The 17,452-nt window shown below is 66.0% G+C and carries 16 protein-coding genes; 11 read left to right on the forward strand and 5 right to left on the reverse strand.

The window, feature by feature from the left end:
- Positions 1–127 precede the first annotated feature (127 nt).
- From ACSVDO_RS19190 to ACSVDO_RS19225, 8 genes are all read left to right on the forward strand, one after another.
- Entirely contained in the window at positions 128–2,062 is a 1,935-nt protein-coding gene (locus ACSVDO_RS19190; RefSeq protein WP_489594087.1) for an AMP-dependent synthetase/ligase, read from the forward strand.
- 18 nt (positions 2,063–2,080) lie between these two features.
- Positions 2,081–2,866: an ABC transporter ATP-binding protein gene (locus ACSVDO_RS19195; RefSeq protein WP_159911635.1), complete on the forward strand. Its 786-nt coding sequence runs from the start codon at positions 2,081–2,083 to the stop codon at positions 2,864–2,866.
- A gap of 18 nt (positions 2,867–2,884) precedes the next feature.
- The gene (locus tag ACSVDO_RS19200; RefSeq protein ID WP_332534807.1) at positions 2,885–3,814 is read left to right on the forward strand and encodes a branched-chain amino acid ABC transporter permease; all 930 of its coding nucleotides are present in this window, start codon (positions 2,885–2,887) and stop codon (positions 3,812–3,814) included.
- Between the two features lie 21 nt (positions 3,815–3,835).
- A complete protein-coding gene (locus tag ACSVDO_RS19205; RefSeq protein WP_332534805.1) occupies positions 3,836–4,900 on the forward strand; it encodes a branched-chain amino acid ABC transporter permease in 1,065 nt (354 codons plus the stop codon).
- A gap of 85 nt (positions 4,901–4,985) precedes the next feature.
- Positions 4,986–6,299, forward strand: coding sequence for an ABC transporter substrate-binding protein (locus ACSVDO_RS19210; RefSeq protein ID WP_332548107.1), 1,314 nt, complete (start codon positions 4,986–4,988; stop codon positions 6,297–6,299).
- An 84-nt stretch (positions 6,300–6,383) separates the two neighbouring features.
- The gene (locus ACSVDO_RS19215; RefSeq protein WP_332534802.1) at positions 6,384–7,220 is read left to right on the forward strand and encodes an ABC transporter ATP-binding protein; all 837 of its coding nucleotides are present in this window, start codon (positions 6,384–6,386) and stop codon (positions 7,218–7,220) included.
- 141 nt (positions 7,221–7,361) lie between these two features.
- Positions 7,362–8,609: a phenylacetate--CoA ligase family protein gene (locus ACSVDO_RS19220; protein WP_332534801.1), complete on the forward strand. Its 1,248-nt coding sequence runs from the start codon at positions 7,362–7,364 to the stop codon at positions 8,607–8,609.
- Positions 8,610–8,729: 120 nt separating this feature from the next.
- Positions 8,730–9,719 (forward strand): tripartite tricarboxylate transporter substrate-binding protein, encoded by a 990-nt coding sequence (locus ACSVDO_RS19225; RefSeq protein ID WP_332534799.1) that lies wholly within the window; start codon positions 8,730–8,732, stop codon positions 9,717–9,719.
- 110 nt (positions 9,720–9,829) lie between these two features.
- On the opposite strand, the gene ACSVDO_RS19230 is transcribed toward ACSVDO_RS19225, so the two are convergent.
- The 3 genes from ACSVDO_RS19230 to ACSVDO_RS19240 all read right to left on the reverse strand — a co-directional run bounded on the left by ACSVDO_RS19230 (position 9,830) and on the right by ACSVDO_RS19240 (position 12,152).
- Positions 9,830–10,174 carry a DUF1840 domain-containing protein gene (locus ACSVDO_RS19230; protein ID WP_332548105.1) on the reverse strand — a complete coding sequence of 115 codons (345 nt, stop codon included), beginning with the start codon at positions 10,172–10,174 and terminating at the stop codon, positions 9,830–9,832.
- The gene (locus ACSVDO_RS19235; protein WP_332548104.1) at positions 10,135–11,445 is read right to left on the reverse strand and encodes a class I SAM-dependent methyltransferase; all 1,311 of its coding nucleotides are present in this window, start codon (positions 11,443–11,445) and stop codon (positions 10,135–10,137) included. Before ACSVDO_RS19235 ends, ACSVDO_RS19230 begins: the two co-directional genes overlap by 40 nt.
- Positions 11,446–11,537: 92 nt before the next feature.
- Complete coding sequence (locus tag ACSVDO_RS19240; protein ID WP_489596446.1) at positions 11,538–12,152, reverse strand: hypothetical protein; 615 nt, start codon at positions 12,150–12,152, stop codon at positions 11,538–11,540.
- 31 nt (positions 12,153–12,183) lie between these two features.
- On the opposite strand from ACSVDO_RS19240, the gene ACSVDO_RS19245 reads away from it, so the two are divergent.
- Complete coding sequence (locus ACSVDO_RS19245) at positions 12,184–13,386, forward strand: aminopeptidase (RefSeq protein ID WP_489594092.1); 1,203 nt, start codon at positions 12,184–12,186, stop codon at positions 13,384–13,386.
- On the opposite strand, the gene ACSVDO_RS19250 is transcribed toward ACSVDO_RS19245, so the two are convergent.
- A complete protein-coding gene (locus ACSVDO_RS19250; RefSeq protein WP_332534792.1) occupies positions 13,367–13,621 on the reverse strand; it encodes an acyl-CoA-binding protein in 255 nt (84 codons plus the stop codon). The genes ACSVDO_RS19245 and ACSVDO_RS19250 overlap by 20 nt on opposite strands.
- A gap of 91 nt (positions 13,622–13,712) precedes the next feature.
- On the opposite strand from ACSVDO_RS19250, the gene ACSVDO_RS19255 reads away from it, so the two are divergent.
- Positions 13,713–14,006: a polyhydroxyalkanoic acid system family protein gene (locus ACSVDO_RS19255; RefSeq protein WP_489594095.1), complete on the forward strand. Its 294-nt coding sequence runs from the start codon at positions 13,713–13,715 to the stop codon at positions 14,004–14,006.
- Here the strand turns inward: ACSVDO_RS19255 and ACSVDO_RS19260 are convergent.
- The gene (locus tag ACSVDO_RS19260) at positions 14,003–15,208 is read right to left on the reverse strand and encodes a M20 aminoacylase family protein (protein WP_489594096.1); all 1,206 of its coding nucleotides are present in this window, start codon (positions 15,206–15,208) and stop codon (positions 14,003–14,005) included. The genes ACSVDO_RS19255 and ACSVDO_RS19260 overlap by 4 nt on opposite strands.
- Before the next feature lie 116 nt (positions 15,209–15,324).
- Here ACSVDO_RS19260 and ACSVDO_RS19265 point away from each other — a divergent pair, with 116 nt between their 5' ends.
- Positions 15,325–17,409, forward strand: a complete 2,085-nt coding sequence (locus ACSVDO_RS19265; protein ID WP_489594098.1) for a molybdopterin-containing oxidoreductase family protein — start codon at positions 15,325–15,327, stop codon at positions 17,407–17,409.
- The last annotated feature ends 43 nt before the right edge of the window (positions 17,410–17,452 follow it).

The raw sequence follows: 17,452 nt of genomic DNA on the forward strand, positions 1-17,452 counted from the left end.
AGTTTCCCCCGGATTGTCGTCGCCAAGACAAAAAGGCGTCAAACCCCTTCCTAAGATCGAGTCCAACCAAGCAATATCCGCCTTTGCTTACGCCAAGCCCAGGCTGTTCACTTTCCGAGGAAAAGCAATGACCACCACGTTCCCGCATTTGCTGCAAAAGCATGCCGCCGAACGCCCGGGCGCGCCTGCGCTGCGGGAAAAGGAGTACGGTATCTGGCAGACCTGGAGCTGGCAGGAGGTCGCGCAGGAAGTGCGCCACTTCGCCTGCGGCCTCAAGACGCTGGGTTTCACCCGCGGCAACAACCTCGCGCTGATCAGCGACAACCGGCCCCATGTCTACATGGGCTTTGTCGCCGTGCAGAGCCTGGGCGGCGTGCCCATTCCGCTGTACCAGGATGCGGTGGCCGCGGAGATGGTGTTCGTGCTCCAGGATGCCGACATCAGTTACGCGTTTGCCGAGAACCAGGAGCAGGTCGACAAGCTGCTGGAAATCCGCGAAAGCGTTCCCGGCATCCAGCACATCATCTATGACGATCCGCGTGGCCTGCGCCATTACGACCAGCCCGGCCTGATCAGCACCGCCGAGCTGATTGCGCGCGGCGCCCAATGGGATGCCCAGCATCCCGGCGTCTGGGAAGCCGGCCTGGCCCAGGTCCAGCCCGACGATGTCTCGGTCATCCTCTACACATCTGGCACCACGGGCAAGCCCAAGGGCGTTTGCCAGACCCATGCCAGCTTTGCGCAATCCGCCATGGGCGGCGTGCAGGTCGACGGGCTCAATGCCGACGACAACGTCATTTCCTATCTGCCGCCGGCCTGGGTCGGCGACCACCTGTTCTCGCTGGCCCAGTGGCTGGTCGCGGGCTTCACCATCAACTGCCCCGAATCGGCGGCCACGGTGTCCATCGACCTGCGCGAGATCGGCCCGACCTATTACTTCGCGCCGCCGCGCATCTTCGAAGGCATGCTGACTTCGGTGTCTATCCGCATGGAAGACGCGGCCGCGCCCAAGCGCTGGCTGTTCGAGCGCTGCATGCAGCTGGCCCGGCGCGTGGGCTCGGACATTCTCGACGGCAAGCCCGTGGGTTTCATGGACCGCATGCTCTACCGCCTGGGCGACTTCGCGATCTACGGACCGCTGCGCAACGTGATGGGGCTGTCGCACATCCGCGTGGCCTACACCGCCGGCGCGGCCATAGGCCCCGACCTGTTCCGATTCTTCCGCTCGATAGGCATCAACCTCAAGCAGCTCTACGGCCAGACCGAGACCTGCGCCTATGTCTGCATCCAGCACAACGGCCAGGTCAAGCTGCACACCGTGGGCCAGGCCGCTCCCGGCATCGAACTCAAGCTTGCCGACAACGGCGAAGTGCTGGTGCGCGGCGTGTCGGTGCTCAAGGAGTACTACAAGCGCCCCGACGCCACGGCCGAGGCCATCGACGAGCAGGGCTTCTTCCACACCGGCGACGCCGGCGTGATCGATGCCGACGGCCACCTGCGCATCATCGACCGCGCCAAGGACGTGGGCAAGACCAATGCCGGCGCGATGTTCGCGCCCAACTACATCGAGAACAAGCTCAAGTTCTTCTCGCACATCAAGGAAGCGGTGTGCTTCGGCCACCAGCGCGACCAGGTCTGCGCCTTCATCAACATCGACTACGAAGCCGTGGGCAACTGGGCCGAGCGCCAGGGCCTGCCTTATGGCGGCTATGTCGACCTGACCTCCAAGCCCCAGGTGCAGACGCTGATTGCCGAATGCATTGCCAAGGTCAACGCCGACCTGGCAAGCGAGGACGGCATGGCGGGCACGCAGATCGCGCGCTTCCTGGTGCTGCACAAGGAGCTGGACCCGGACGACGACGAGCTGACCCGCACCCGCAAGGTGCGGCGCAACTTCATTGCCGACAAGTACGGCGTGCTGGTCGACGCGCTCTACGCGGGCCGCACCGAGCAGTTCATCACCACCCAGGTCAAGTTCGAAGACGGGCGCACCGGCAGCCTGAGCGCCACGCTCAATCTGCTGGACGCCAAGACTTTCGCCGCGGCCAAGGCCGCCGCTTAACGCCGCCCAAGGAACCGCATGCGCACCCAACCCATAGGCGATGTCATTCTCGACATCAACAACCTCAGCCTGCGCTTCGGCGGCGTCAAGGCGCTGACCGACATTTCGTTCGACGTGCGCGAGCACGAGATCCGCGCCATCATCGGACCGAACGGCGCGGGCAAGAGCTCGATGCTCAACTGCATCAACGGCGTCTACACGCCGTCCGAAGGCAGCATCACCTTCCGCGGCAAGACCTTCTCGCACATGAACAGCCGCCAGGTCGCCGAAATGGGCGTGGCGCGCACGTTCCAGAACCTGGCGCTGTTCAAGGGCATGAGCGTGATCGACAACATCATGACCGGCCGCAACCTGAAGATCAAAAGCAATCTGCTGATGCAGGCGCTGCACATCGGCCCGGCGGCGCGCGAGGAAGCACGCCACCGCGAGTTCGTCGAGCACATCATCGACTTCCTGGAAATCCAGGCCTACCGCAAGACGCCCGTGGGCCAGCTGCCCTACGGCCTGCAAAAGCGCGTCGACCTGGGCCGGGCGCTGGCGATGGAGCCGCAGGTGCTGCTGCTGGACGAGCCCATGGCGGGCATGAACGTCGAGGAAAAGCAGGACATGTGCCGCTTCATTCTCGACGTCAACGATGAATACGGCGCAACCATCGTGCTGATCGAGCACGACATGGGCGTGGTGATGGACATCTCCGACCGCGTGGTGGTGCTCGACTACGGCAAGAAGATCGGCGACGGCGAACCGCTTGCCGTACGCAACAACCCCGATGTGATCCGCGCCTATCTGGGCAACTCGCACTAAAGCGCACAGGAGAGCCCCATGGCATTCTTTCTCGAAACCCTTTTTGGCGGCCTGATGGTCGGCATGCTCTACGCGCTGGTCGCGCTGGGCTTTGTGCTGATCTTCAAGGCGTCCGGCGTGTTCAACTTCGCGCAGGGCGCGATGGTGCTGTTCTCGGCACTGGCGATGGCGCGCTTTTCCGAATGGATTCCCCAATGGCTGGGCATTGCGCCGGGCATGCTGGGCAATCTGCTGGCCATCATCGTCGCGCTGGCGCTGATGGTGGTCGTGGCCTGGCTGATCGAGCGCCTGGCGCTGCGCCACCTGGTCAACCAGGAGCCGATCACGCTGCTGATGGCCACGCTGGGCATCGCCTACCTGCTTGACGGCCTGGGCCCGCTGATCTTCGGCAGCCAGGTGTACAGCATCAACGTGGGCATGCCCAAGGATCCGATCTTCATCCTGCCCGGCATGTTCGAAGGCGGCCTGCTGGTGAGCCAGGAAGACCTGTACTCGGCCGGCATCGCCGCGCTGCTGGTGATAGGCCTGGCGCTGTTCTTCCAGAAGACCAAGACCGGCCGTGCGCTGCGCGCCGTCGCCGACGACCACCAGGCCGCACAGTCGATCGGCATTCCGCTGTCGCGCATCTGGGTGATCGTCTGGTCGGTGGCCGGCGGCGTGGCCCTGGTGGTCGGCATCATCTGGGGCTCCAAGCTCGGCGTGCAGTTTTCGCTGTCGCTGGTGGCACTCAAGGCCCTGCCGGTGGTGATTCTCGGCGGCCTGACCTCGATTCCCGGCGCCATCGTCGGCGGCCTGATCATCGGTGTCGGCGAGAAGCTCTCCGAGGTCTACATCGGCCCCATGGTCGGCGGCGGCATCGAGACCTGGTTTGCCTACGGCCTGGCCCTGGCCTTCCTGCTGGTGCGCCCGCAAGGCCTGTTTGGCGACAAGATCATCGACCGCGTTTGACGACCGTTTCAGGAGTTCCCCATGTTCTATCGTGAAAACGGCCAGTTCAAGACCACGTACGCGGCCGACCAGCAGATCTTCCCCATTGCCCAGGACCGCATCGCCATCCTCGCCATCCTGGTGCTGGCCTTCGTGGTCGTGCCGATGAGCGTCAGCGACTACACCTTCCAGGCGGTGCTGATTCCCTTCCTCATCATGGCGCTGGCCGCGATGGGGCTCAACATCCTGGTTGGCTACTGCGGCCAGATTTCCCTGGGCACGGGCGCCTTCATGGCCGTAGGCGCCTACGCCGCCTACAACCTGCAGGTGCGCATCGAAGGCATGCCGCTGCTGCTGTCTCTGCTTGGCGGCGGGCTGTGCGCCATGCTGTTCGGCGTGGTCTTCGGCCTGCCCAGCCTGCGCATCCGCGGCCTGTACCTGGCCGTGGCGACGCTGGCCGCGCAGTTCTTCATGGACTGGCTGGCCAGCCGCGCGCCCTGGGTCACCAACAACTCGTCGTCGGGCTCGGTCAGCGCCGGCCAGCTGTCGATTGCCGGCTGGGTGATCGACACACCGGCCGAGAAATACCTGCTGTGCCTGGGCCTGCTGTGCGTTCTGGGCCTGCTGGCCAAGAACCTGGTGCGCAGCGCCACGGGCCGCAACTGGATGGCGATGCGCGACATGGACGTCGCCGCCTCGGTGATCGGCATACGCCCGGTCTACGCCAAGCTCAGCGCGTTTGCCGTGAGCTCGTTCATCGTCGGCATTGCCGGCGCGCTCTGGGGCTTCGTCCACCTGGGCGCCTGGGAACCCGCGGCATTCAGCCTGGACCGCTCGTTCCAGCTGCTGTTCATGATCATCATCGGCGGCCTGGGCTCCATCATGGGCAGCCTGTTCGGCGCGGCGTTCTTCGTGCTGCTGCCGCTGGTGCTCACGCATGTGCCGCACTGGCTGGGCCTGCCGCTGTCGACGGCCAGCGCGACCTACATCGAACACATGGTCTTTGGCGCGCTGATCGTTTTCTTCCTGATCGTCGAACCCCACGGCCTGGCCAGGCTGTGGTCCACCGCCAAGCAGAAACTGCGGCTCTGGCCTTTCCCGCATTGAGCCGTTGCCAGGGCTTGAAGCACTCGCTCGAAGTGTCCGCCGCCCATTCGTGACCCCGGTCCTTTATTTCTACAGGAGACAAATCATGATGTTCAAGAAAGCTGCGCTCGCCGCCGCCACCGCCGCCCTGGGATTCGGGGCGCTGGTCGCGGCCCCCGCCGCCATGGCCCAGGATCAGTTCGTTCCGCTGCTGGTCTATCGCACCGGCCAGTTCGCACCCCTGGGCATTCCATGGGCCGACGGCAAGCAGGACTACCTCAAGCTGGTCAACGCCAAGGGCGGCGTCAACGGCGTGAAGATCGCCTTCGAGGAATGCGAAACCGCCTACGACACTGCCAAGGGCGTAGAGTGCTACGAGCGCCTGAAGAACAAGGGCGGCGGCGCCTCGGGCTTCGATCCGCAGTCGACCGGCATCACGTTTGCCGTCAGCGACAAGGCACCGGGCGACAAGCGCGCCATCGTGACCATGGGCTACGGCCTGTCGCAGTCGGCCAACGGCTCGGTGTTCGAATGGAACTTCCCGCTGCTGGGCAACTACTGGACTGCGGCCGACTCCATCATCCAGGACATCCTGAAGAAGGAAAAAGGCAGCCTCAAGGGCAAGAAGATCGCGCTGGTCTACCACGACTCGCCTTACGGCAAGGAACCGATTCCGCTGCTGCAAAAGCGCGCCGCCAAGGAAGGCTTCGAGCTGATGCTGCTGCCCGTGACCGCGCCCGGCGTGGAGCAGAAGTCGACCTGGCTGCAGGTGCGCCAGCAGCGCCCCGACTATGTGCTGCTGTGGTCGGCCGGCGTGATGACGCCCACGGCCATACGCGAAGCCCAGGCAACCAACTTCGCGCGCGACAAGATCTACGCGATCTGGTGGGCGGGCTCGGACCACGACGTGAAGGACATCGGTGCCGGCGCCAAGGGCTACAACACCGTGACCATCCACAACACGGCCGAGCACGACAAGGTGCATGACGAAGTCAAGAGCGCGGTCTACGACAAGGGCCAGGGCACGGCGTCCAACGCCACCAGCGTAGGCGCCATGGCCCATACCCGCGGCATGGTGATCTCCATGCTGCAGGTCGAGGCGATCCGCACCGCGCAGGAGAAGTACGGCAAGGGCAAGGTCATGTCGCCCGAGCAGGTGCGCTGGGGCCTGGAGAACCTGAACCTGACGCAGGAAAAGCTCAACGCGCTGGGCTTCGGCAAGATCCTGCGCCCCATCCAGACGAGCTGCACCAACCACCTGGGCACCGACTGGTCGCGCATCGCGCAATGGGACGGAGCCAAGTGGACCGTGGTCTCCGACTGGTACCAGGCCGACAAGTCCATGGTCGAGCCGCTGGTCAAGGAGTACGCGGACAAGTACGCCAAGGAAAAGAACGTCACCCCGCGCAGCTGCAACTGATGGCGCTGCGCGCCGGCCAGGCCCTTCATCGCGCCTGGCCGGCGCCCGGGCCCCTTTTTCGATTTCCCCAGCGAGGCTGTTCCCATGTCTGAAACCACCGCCCCCACGCCCGTCGCCACTGCCGAACCGCTGCTTGTGGTCAACGGCATCGAGGTCATCTACAACCATGTGATCCTGGTGCTCAAGGGCGTGTCGCTGCAGGTGCCACGCCAGAGCATCGTCGCGCTGCTCGGCGGCAACGGCGCAGGCAAGACCACGACACTGCGCGCGATCTCCAACCTGCTCAAGGGCGAACGCGGCGAAGTCACCAAGGGCTCGATCGAGCTCGAAGGCGAGCAGATCGCCAACCTCACGCCTTCGGACCTGGTGCGCCGCGGCGTGGTCCAGGTGATGGAAGGCCGGCATTGCTTCGCCCACCTGAGCATCGAGGAAAACCTGCTGACCGGCGCCTACACACGCACCGATGCCGGCGAGATTTCGGCCAACCTCGAGAAGGTCTACAACTACTTTCCGCGCCTCAAGACCCGGCGCCATTCGCAGGCCGCCTACACCTCGGGCGGCGAACAGCAGATGTGCGCCATCGGCCGCGCGCTGATGAGCAATCCGCGCATGGTGCTGCTGGACGAACCGTCCATGGGCCTGGCGCCGCAGATCGTCGAAGAGGTGTTCAACATCGTCAAGGACCTCAACCACCGCGAGCAGGTCACCTTCCTGCTGGCCGAACAGAACACCAGCATGGCGCTGCGCTACGCGGACTACGGCTACATCATGGAAAGCGGCCGCATCGTGATGGACGGCCCGGCAAGCGATCTCGCCAACAACGAGGACGTCAAGGAGTTCTACCTCGGCATGGGCGGCGGCGAACGCAAGAGCTTCAAGGACGTCAAGAGCTACAAGCGGCGCAAGCGCTGGCTTGCCTGAGCCATGCAGACATCTGCCCAACGCGTCTTTGCATAGAGCGTGGACGTTCATCCTTCGACAGGCTCAGGACGAACGGTTTTTCCCCGTTCGCCCTGTCGAAGGGCCTGCATCTCGCGACCTCCCGTAGCCAAGGAATTCTTCATGACCGACCATTACGACGCGCTGGAAGCGCGCGCCCCCGAAGCCCGCGAACAGGCCCTGATGGCCGCGCTGCCGCGCCAGATCGCGCATGCGCAGCAGGCGTCGCCCGCTTTTGCCGAAATTCTTGCGGGCATAGACGCCGCCGCCGTGACATCGCGCCAGGCCCTGGCCCGGCTGCCCGTGACACGCAAGTCCGAACTGCTGCAACGCCAGCAGGCGCAGCGCGCCGACAATCCATTCGGCGGTTTCAGCGCGCTGGCTTTCGGCGCGCAGATGCCGCGCGTGTTTTCCAGCCCCGGCGGCATCTACGAGCCCGAAGGCTGCGGCAGCGACTACTGGCGCATGGCGCGTGCCATCCACGCCGCGGGCTTTCGCCCCGGCGAGCTGGTGCACAACAGTTTCAGCTACCACTTCGTGCCCGCGGGCGCGATGATGGAAACCGGTGCCCAGGCCGTGGGCTGCACGGTGTTTGCCGCCGGCACGGGCCAGACCGAGCAGCAGGTGCAGGCGATTGCCGAGCTGCGTCCCGCGGGCTACATAGGCACGCCGAGCTTTCTGCGCATCCTGATAGAAAAAGCACAAAGCCTGGGCCAGCCCCTGCCCAGCCTGCACAAGGCCCTGGTCTCGGGCGAAGCCTTTCCGCCGTCGCTGCGCGACTGGCTGGCCGAGCGCGGCGTCGCCGGCTACCAGTGCTATGCCACGGCCGACCTGGGACTGATCGCCTACGAGACGCCGGCGCGCGAAGGCCTGGTCGTCGACGAGAACGTGATCGTCGAAATCGTGCGCCCCGGCACCAACGACCCCGTGCCCGACGGCGAAGTCGGCGAACTGGTGGTGACCACGCTCAACCCCGGCTATCCGCTGGTGCGCTTCGGCACCGGCGACCTGTCGGCGGTGCTGCCGGGACACTGCCCCACGGGCCGCACCAACATCCGCATCCGCGGCTGGATGGGGCGCGCCGACCAGACGACCAAGGTGCGCGGCATGTTCGTGCACCCGGCCCAGGTCCATCAGGTCGTGCAGCGTTTCGCCCAGGTGCAGCGCGCGCGCCTGGTGGTGCGCGGCGAAATGGCCAACGACTCGATGGAGCTACTGGTCGAGACCCGGGACAGCGACCCCGCGCTGCTGCGCCAGATCGAGGAATGCGTGCGCGACCTGACCAAGCTGCGCTGCGATGTGCAGCCGCTGGCGCCGGGCGCGTTGCCCAACGACGGCGTGGTCATCGAAGACGCGCGCAGCTATCGCTAGGACGATCTGGATCAATTTGCTGGCAATTTTCTTGCGGGTTTTCAGGGAAAACACTTATTTTTCCGCGGGAGCGATTTCGGCATTCGTTCTTATCATGAACGTCCATAAGGAGCCTTATTCATGCAGAAGTTGTTCAAGCTGGCGTCCATCGCCTTGGCCGCCGTTGCCGCCACCGGAGTACAAGCCCAGGACTTCCCCGCCGCAGGCAAGACCATCACCATCGTGGTGCCTTTCACTGCCGGAGGTCCGACCGACCGCGTCGCCCGCGATCTGGCCGATTCGATGCGCAAACACCTGAACAATGCGACGATCGTGATCGACAATTCGGCCGGCGCCGGCAGCGCGATCGGCATCGCCAAGGTGGCACGCGCCAACCCTGATGGCTACACGCTGCTGCTCAATCACATCGGCATGGCCACCGTGCCCACGCTGTACCGCAAGCTGTCGTTCAACGTGCTCAACGACTTCGAATACCTGGGCATCATCAACGATGTGCCCATGACGCTGATCGGCAAGCCCACGCTGCCCGCCGACAACTACAAGGAGCTGATTGCCTGGATAGGCAAGAACCAGGGCAAGGTCAACCTGGCGAACGCCGGCGTGGGTTCGGCATCGCACCTGTGCGGCCTGATGCTGCAGTCGACGCTCAAGACCGAAATGACGCCCGTGCCTTACAAGGGTGCGGCGCCCGCGATTGCCGACCTGATGGGCAATCAGGTCGATCTGCTGTGCGACCAGACCACCAACACCACGGCGCAGATCGAATCCAAGAAGGTCAAGGCCTATGGCGTGACCACGCCCAAGCGCCTGACCACGCCGGCCCTCAAGGACCTGCCCACGCTGGACGAAAGCGGCCTGAAGAACTTCCAGGTCACGGTCTGGCACGGCCTGTACGCGCCCAAGGGCACGCCCGCGGCCGTGACCAAGAAGGTCAACGAAGCGATGCGCCTGGCGTTGAAGGAACCCGAGTTCATCAAGAAAGAAGAGCAGCTGGGCGCGGTGATCGCCTCCGACGCGCGCACTTCGCCCGAAGGCCACAAGAAGTTCGTGCAATCCGAAATCGAAACCTGGGGCAAGGTCATCAAGGCCGCAGGCGCGTACGCAGACTGATAGCGCGTGGCGCATGAAAAAACCGGCCTGTGGGCCGGTTTTTTTTTGGCTGGAACAATTGCTTGGTCGTCCCAAGGCAAAACGCAGTGGGCGAACGTGGGCGGCCAGGTTCACCAGGTCACATCGCGCCCCTCGGCCGCGCTGCGCTTGAGCATGTCGATGAACGGCGCCGTGCGCTGGCGCAGGCTCACGCCGTCGGCGGCGCCCGCGGGTGCGGCGTCATCTTCATCGCCCTGCGTGCCATCGGCATCGTCCTGCGTCTCGCCGGCGGCGGCGCGGCGCGCTTCCTCTTCAACTACGGCCTGCTCCAGCGCGGCGAGCGCGCCCGGAATCTGCATGGCGGTGATGATGCCCGGGCCGTCGGCGTCCTTGCCGACGATGGCCAGCAGCTTGCGCGCGCTGGCGTCGAGCATGATCAGATCTGCGGTGGCACGGGATTTGAACTTGTAGGGCATGCAATTCCTTCGGTGTACATGTATTCGCGATTGAACGGGTATTCGGACTGGGCGCCAATCAACGCCCCGCTGCCCATCTGGCCGTCGGGCCGGGTCACGAGCATCTGGTGCAGCGCGATCCAGCCGCGCTCGAAGCCCATGGCACAGCCGGCCAGGTACAGCCGGTAGGCACGCAGCGCGCGCGCGCCGCGTTCGCCGTCGGTCTGCTGCTCAAGGATACGCTGAGCCTGCGGCAGCTGCGCCTCGAGCGCGTCGGACCAGGCCCATAGCGTGCGTGCGTAATGCGGCCGCAGATTTTCCGTGTCGACCATTTCAAGCCCGCCCTGCGCCAGCGCATGCAACACCTTGCTCACATGCAGCAGCTCGCCGCCGGGAAAGATGTAGCGGCTGATGAACTCGCCCATGCCCGCGCCGACTTCGACATTGTCGACGCCGCCCGAAGTGATGCCATGGAGCAGCGCCAGGCCGCCGGGCCGCAGCAGGCGCTGCACGGTGTCGGCATAGGCGGGCATCTGCGCCAGGCCCACATGCTCGAACATGCCCACTGAGGCAATCTTGTCGAACGGGGTCTCGGGCTGCAGTTCGCGGTAGTCGCGCAGATCCATGCGCACGCGGTCCTGCAGGCCGCGCGCCTGTATCAACTGGTTCACATAGGCATGCTGGTTGCGCGACAGCGTGATGCCCTGGGCCTGCACGCCGTAATGCTCGGCGGCCCACAGCAGCAGCCCGCCCCAGCCCGCGCCTATGTCGAGAAAGCGTTCGCCGGCGCGCAGCTGCAGCTTGCGGCAGATATGGTCGAGCTTGGCTTCCTGGGCCTGGGCCAGCGTCATGTCGGGCCGGCGGTAGTAGGCGCAGGAATAGACGCGCCGCGGGTCCAGCCACAGCGCATAGAAGTCGTCGGACAGGTCGTAGTGGAACTCGATCTGCTCGGCGTCGCGCGCCAGCGTATGCAGCGCCATCGAGCGCGTGCGCGCCATGATCTGCGACCACCAGCTCGACGTGCCGCGCACCGGATCGGACTGCAGCAGGCCCGAGGCCGCGCGCATGATGTCGCGCACCCGCCCTTCGAGCTCGACCTGGCCTTCGACCACGGCCGCTCCCAGCGTGCCTATATGGCCTGCGGCCAGGGCCGCGAGCGGAGCGAGCGAGCGAAACCGCAGCACCACGTCGGTGGGGGTCTTGCCGACCCGCTCACCCGAAGGCAGCTCCACGGCAACGGCCACCGGCAAAGGGGCCAACCGGCCCTCGAGCGTGTGAATCAGATGTTTCATGGCACTGACTATTTTTCGCTTTCATACAAAAGACGGCAATAGCATTGCTCCTGATCCGATGATAGCCCTTGTCCGGCAGACCGACGGCTTTTTTAGCGCTTGCCAATCAGCCGCAGATACGCATCGCGCGTGGCCGCCGAGACCGAAGTCTGGACCTGTTCGTAGCTGGTCTGGTGGCGTGCGAGCAGTCGCATCGAGGCGACAGTCAACGACTTGCAGAACCAATGGCAGCTGTGCTGCATCAGGAAGATCTCGGCCGTGAGCGTGAACGCGCGCCGGCGGCGCTCGTCATCGTCCTGGGCCGCGAACACCTGGGCGGCGGCAATGCCGCGCGCATGGATCTTGACCATTTCGCGCATGTCGAAACTGGCCTGGGGATAGACGCGCTCGATGTAGGGCAGGGCCAGCGGCAGGGTGCTCACGCGCACCTCCTTTTCATCGACCGCGGAGAACTGCTCGGCAAAGCGCTGGAACTGCTCGGCCAGGCTTTTTTCCGTGCCCTCGAGCAGCACCCAGATCTGCGTGCGGCGCTGCAGATCGCTTTCGCCCAACGCGCGCAGATAACCTTCGATCAGGCTGCCCATGAGTTTCTCGATCTGCAGGCGTCCCAGGTGTTCGGCGAGCAGGCGCGTGCGCCGCCGCTGGTCCTGCCGCTTGAGCACATAAACGGCTATGGTGACAATGATTGCCAGCGTAAAGAAGTCCATCGGATCGGGGGAAAACAGCGTGAATGAAGCCATGAGTGTAGTCAGCCCCTGGCGCCAGCGGGGACAGCAGGTCTGCAAGTGCCTGGCAGCAGGCCTGCTGGCAGCCCTGGTCGGCGGCTGCGCGCTGCCCGATGTGGGCTACTACTGGCAGGGCGCGCGCGGCCAGCTGCAGATGCTGCACGCGGCGCGGCCGGTCGCCGAGTGGCTCGAAGACCCGGGGCTGTCGCCCGCGCTGCGCGCCCAGCTGCAGCTGGCGCAGCGCGCGCGCGACTTCGCGAGCCAGGCGCTGGCCCTGCCCGACAACGCGAGCTACCGCCGCTATGCGGTGCTCGATCGCCCGGCCGCGGTGTGGAATGTCACGGCCGCGCCGCCCGACTCGCTGCAACTGCACCAATGGTGCTTTCCGGTCGCGGGCTGCGTGGGCTACCGCGGCTACTTCGCGCTCGCCGATGCCCAGGCCCAGGCGCGCCCGCTCGCCCAGCAAGGCCTGGAAGTCCATGTCTACCCCGTGCCCGCGTATTCGACGCTGGGCTGGTTCAATTGGCTGGGCGGCGATCCGCTGCTCGACACCTTCGTGCGCTGGCCCGAAGGCGAACTCGTGGGCCTGCTGTTCCATGAGCTGTCGCACCAGCGCGTCTATCTGGCCGGCGACATGAACTTCAACGAATCGTATGCGACGGCCGTGGAGCGGCTGGGCACCCAGGCCTGGCTGCGGCAGTCGACGAGCGCCGACGCGGCCTCGCCCGCATGGCAGGCCGCACAGCAGCGGCGCGCGCAATTCCGCGCGCTCACGCAGCAGACACGCGAAGCGCTTGAAACGCTTTACGCCGCGCCGCCCGCCGACGCGCTGGCGCCGGCCAAGGCCCGGATAATGCAGGAGTTCAGGGCGCGCTACCAGGCGCTGCGCGCGCAATGGCTGGCATCGCCCGAACTCGCCGCGCGGCCGCAGATGGCAGAACAATCGCTGCAGCGCCTGGACCGCTGGGTCGCCGAGGCCAACAACGCGGCGTTCGGCGCGCTCGCGGCCTATGACCTCTGGGTGCCGGCGTTCACGGCGCTGTTTGCTCAGCAGGCGGGCCAAGCTGCGCCCTGGCCGGCCTTCCACGCCGCGGTCGAGCGACTGGCCCGGCAGCCCGAGGCCGAGCGCCGGCGCACGCTGTGCGCGCTGATGCCCGAGCGCCCCGCGGCCTGCGACGGCGCTGCGGCCGCAACGCTCAGCTCAGCGACTCGATGAGATCTATGTATTGCTGGCGCGCCGCGTCGCCCTCGGTGCCCTTGAGCTTTTCCCAGGCATCCCACTTGGCGCGGCCCACCATGTCGCTGAAGCTGGGTTTCTTCTCTTCGTTGTCGCCCTGCGTGGCCTGCTTGTACAAGGCATAGATCTTGAGCAGCGTGGCGTTGTCGGGCCGCTCGCTGAGCGTCTTGGATTGGGCCACGGCGGCTTCGAAAGCGGCGTTCAGATCGGACATGCAGGTTGCTCCTTAAAATCAGGGGATGCGATCGGCCCAGTGTAGTCATCGCCGCCCGCCCCCTTCCACACCACTTCACCCGGACTAACCCTTGCCAGACATCCAGCTTTCCCGCACCCACTCGCTGGGCCTGCCCGCGGCCCGCCACCACGCCCAGCGCTGGGGCGAAAAGGCCGCCGAGAAATTCGGCGTGCAATGCGAATACGAATCCGGCGACGCGCAGGACCTGCTGCGCTTCAGCGGCAATGGCGTCGACGGCCGGCTCGTGGTGACCGCCAGCGCGTTCGAACTCGAGGCCGAGCTGGGCTTTCTGGCCGCCATGTTCAAGGACAGCATAGAAGCCAAGCTCAACGCGCAGTTCGACGAACTGCTCGCGAAGTCCTAACGGGTGGGGTGGGCTAACCACTCCTTTGCCAGCTCCACCCAGAACGTCGCGCCCAGCGGAATCAGCCGGTCGTTGAAGTCGTAGCTGGGGTTGTGCAGCATGCAGGGCCCGCCGCCATGGCCGATCGCGCGGTGGTCGCCCTCGCCATTGGCAATGAAGCAATAGGCGCCGGGCTTTTCTTCCAGCATGTAGGCGAAGTCTTCGGCGCCCATCGTGGGCTCCTGGTCCAGCACCTTGGACGCGCCCACCAGGCGCTGCATCACCGCGCGCACCAGCGCGGCTTCGGGTGCGGCGTTGATGGTCGGCGGGTAGTTGCGCTCGAAGACAAACGCATGCTTCACGCCATGGCTGGCGCAGATGCCGTCAATCACCTGCTGCATGCGCTGCTCGATCATGTCGAGCACCGCCACCGAGAAGGTGCGCACCGTGCCTTGGAGTTCCACGGTGTCGGGCACCACGTTGGTGGCCTCGCCGCCATGCACCATGGTCACGGAAATCACGCCCGCATCGACGGGCTTGAGGTTGCGGCTGACGATGGTCTGCAGGCCCATGATGATCTGCGCCGCCACCGGCACGGGATCGAGCACCAGATGCGGCATGGCCGCATGGCCGCCCTTGCCGCGCACCGTGATCTTGAACTCGTTGCTTGACGCCATGACCGGCCCCGGGCTCACGGCCATCTGGCCTTCGGCCATGCCGGGCCAGTTGTGCATGCCAAACACCGCCTGCATGGGAAAACGCGTGAACAGGCCGTCGCGAATCATCTCGCGCGCGCCGCCGCCGCCTTCCTCCGCGGGCTGGAAGATCAGATAGATCGTGCCGTCGAAATCGCGGTGGCGCGACAGATGCTGGGCCGCGGCCAGCAGCATGGCGACATGGCCGTCGTGGCCACAGCCATGCATCCGGCCCGCATGGCGGCTCGCATGCGCAAAGGTATTGCCTTCCTGCATGGGCAGCGCGTCCATGTCGGCGCGCAGGCCCAGCGCGCGGCCGCAGGCGCCGGCGTCGCGTCCATGGACAATGCCCACGACGCCGGTCTTGCCCAGGCCGCGGTGCACGGCAATACCCCATTCGGTCAGCTTGGCGGCAATCACATCGGCGGTGCGCACTTCCTCGAAGCACAGCTCGGGGTGGGCATGGATATCCCGGCGCAGGGCAGCCAGCTCGTCGGCCTGCGCAACAATTTCTTCAATCAGCGACATGGACAAAAACCTCCTGTCACACATTGTGGCGCCAAGGCGGCACGCACGGGAGCAAAGCCGTCCTTTTCGCCAGCGCATGCGAGACAATGGCGTGACAACTCCTGCCCACGAACGCCATGTCCTCTTTCGACAGCCCGTCCCCTGCGCCCGGCGCGACTTCCGTCGTGCGCGGCGCCTGCCCGCATGACTGCCCCGACACCTGCGCGCTGCTGACCACGGTGGTCGACGGCGTGGCCACCAAGGTCCAGGGCAATCCCGAACACCCGCAGACCGATGGCGTGCTCTGCGCCAAGGTCAGCAAATACCCCGAACGCACCTACCACGCCGAGCGCGTGCTGACGCCGCTCAAGCGCTCGGGACCCAAGGGCAGCGGCCAGTTCATGCCCGTGTCCTGGGACGAGGCGCTGGGCGACATCGCGCAGCGCCTGCACGCCATCGCGCAGCGCGCGCCCGAGGCCATCCTGCCCTACAGCTATGCGGGCACCATGGGACTGGTGCAGGGCGAGAGCATGGACCGGCGCTTCTTCCACCAGCTCGGCGCCTCGCTGCTGGACCGCACCATCTGCTCGAGCGCCGGCGGCGAAGCGCTGATGCACACCTACGGCGGCAAGCTGGGCATGCGCGTGCAGTTCTTTGCCGAAAGCCGGCTGATCATCATCTGGGGCAGCAACAGCATTGGCAGCAACCTGCATTTCTGGCGCTATGCCCAGGCCGCCAAGCGCGACGGCGCGCGCCTCATCTGCATAGACCCGCGCAAGACCGAGACCGCCGACAAATGCCATGAGCACCTGCAGCTGCGCCCCGGCACCGATGCCGCGCTGGCGCTGGCGCTGATGCACGAGCTGATCCGCAACGACTGGCTGGACCACGACTATCTCGCGCGCCACACGCTGGGCTGGGACGCGCTGCGCGCGCGCGCGCTCGAATGGCCGCCCGAACGCGCGGCCGAAGTCTGCGGCCTGCCCGTGGAGCAGATCACCGAACTGGCGCGCGCCTACGGCACGACCGAGCGCGCCGCCATACGCCTGAACTACGGCGTGCAGCGCGCGCGCGGCGGCGGCAACGCGGTGCGCGCCATTGCCTGCCTGCCCGCGCTCACGGGCGCCTGGCGCGACCGCGCCGGCGGCCTGCTGCTGTCGTCGTCGGCCGCGCTGCCCGCGCGCCGCGCCGCCCTGCAGATGCCGCAGCTGCTGGGCGCGCGCCGCCCGCGCACGATCAACATGAGCACCATAGGCAATGCGCTGCTCGAGCCCGGCGACGCCGCGTTCGGGCCGCGCATCGAGGCCGTCGTCGTCTACAACAGCAATCCCGTCGCGGTCGCGCCCGAATCGGCCAAGGTGGTGCAGGGCTTTGCGCGCGACGACCTGTTCACGGTGGTCATCGAGCATTTCCTCACCGACACCGCCGACCACGCCGACTACGTGCTGCCGGCAACCACCCAGCTCGAGCACTGGGACATCCACGGCAGCTACGGCCATACCGACGTGCTGCTCAACCGCCCGGCGATCGCCCCCGTGGGCGAAGCCAGAAGCAATGCGCAGATCTTCCGCGATCTCGCGGCGCGCATGGCGGCGCTGGACCCGGCGTTTGCCGCGCCGGGCTTTCACGAGGACGACGAGACGCTGTGCCGCCAGGCCATCGAATCGTCGAAAGTCGATTTCGACCAGCTGCTTGCCGCCGGCTTTGCCCATCTGCCGCTGCCCGACGCGCCGTTTGCCGAAGGCGGCTTTGCCACGCCTTCGGGCAAGTGCGAATTCATCAGCGCCAGCCTGGAAGCACTGGGCGTCAACCCGCTGCCCGACTACCTGCCCAACCACGAGCAGCCCGACCCGCAAGGCCCCTACCCGCTGGCGATGATCTCGCCGCCTGCGCGCAACTTCCTCAACAGCACCTTTGTCAACGTGCAGAAGCTGCGCAACGCCGAAGGCCGGCCGCTGCTGGAGATGCACCCCGAGGATGCGGCCACGCGCGGCATCGCGGACGGCGCGCTGGTGCGCGTGTTCAACGCGCGCGGCGAGCACCTGTGCCATGCAAGCATCAATGGCCGCACGCGCGCCGGCCTGGTCGTGGGCCTGGGCATCTGGTGGCGCAAGGACGGCGCCAACGGCACCAATGTCAACGAGCTGACCCACCAGCACCTGACCGACATAGGCCGCGCGCCCAGCTTCTACGATTGCACGGTACAGGTGCAGGCGGCATAGCAGCGCGGCCTGCACTGGGCGCACAGCGCTGGTGCAAGCGGCG

The sequence above is a fragment of the Comamonas sp. DB36 genome (assembly GCF_057914905.1).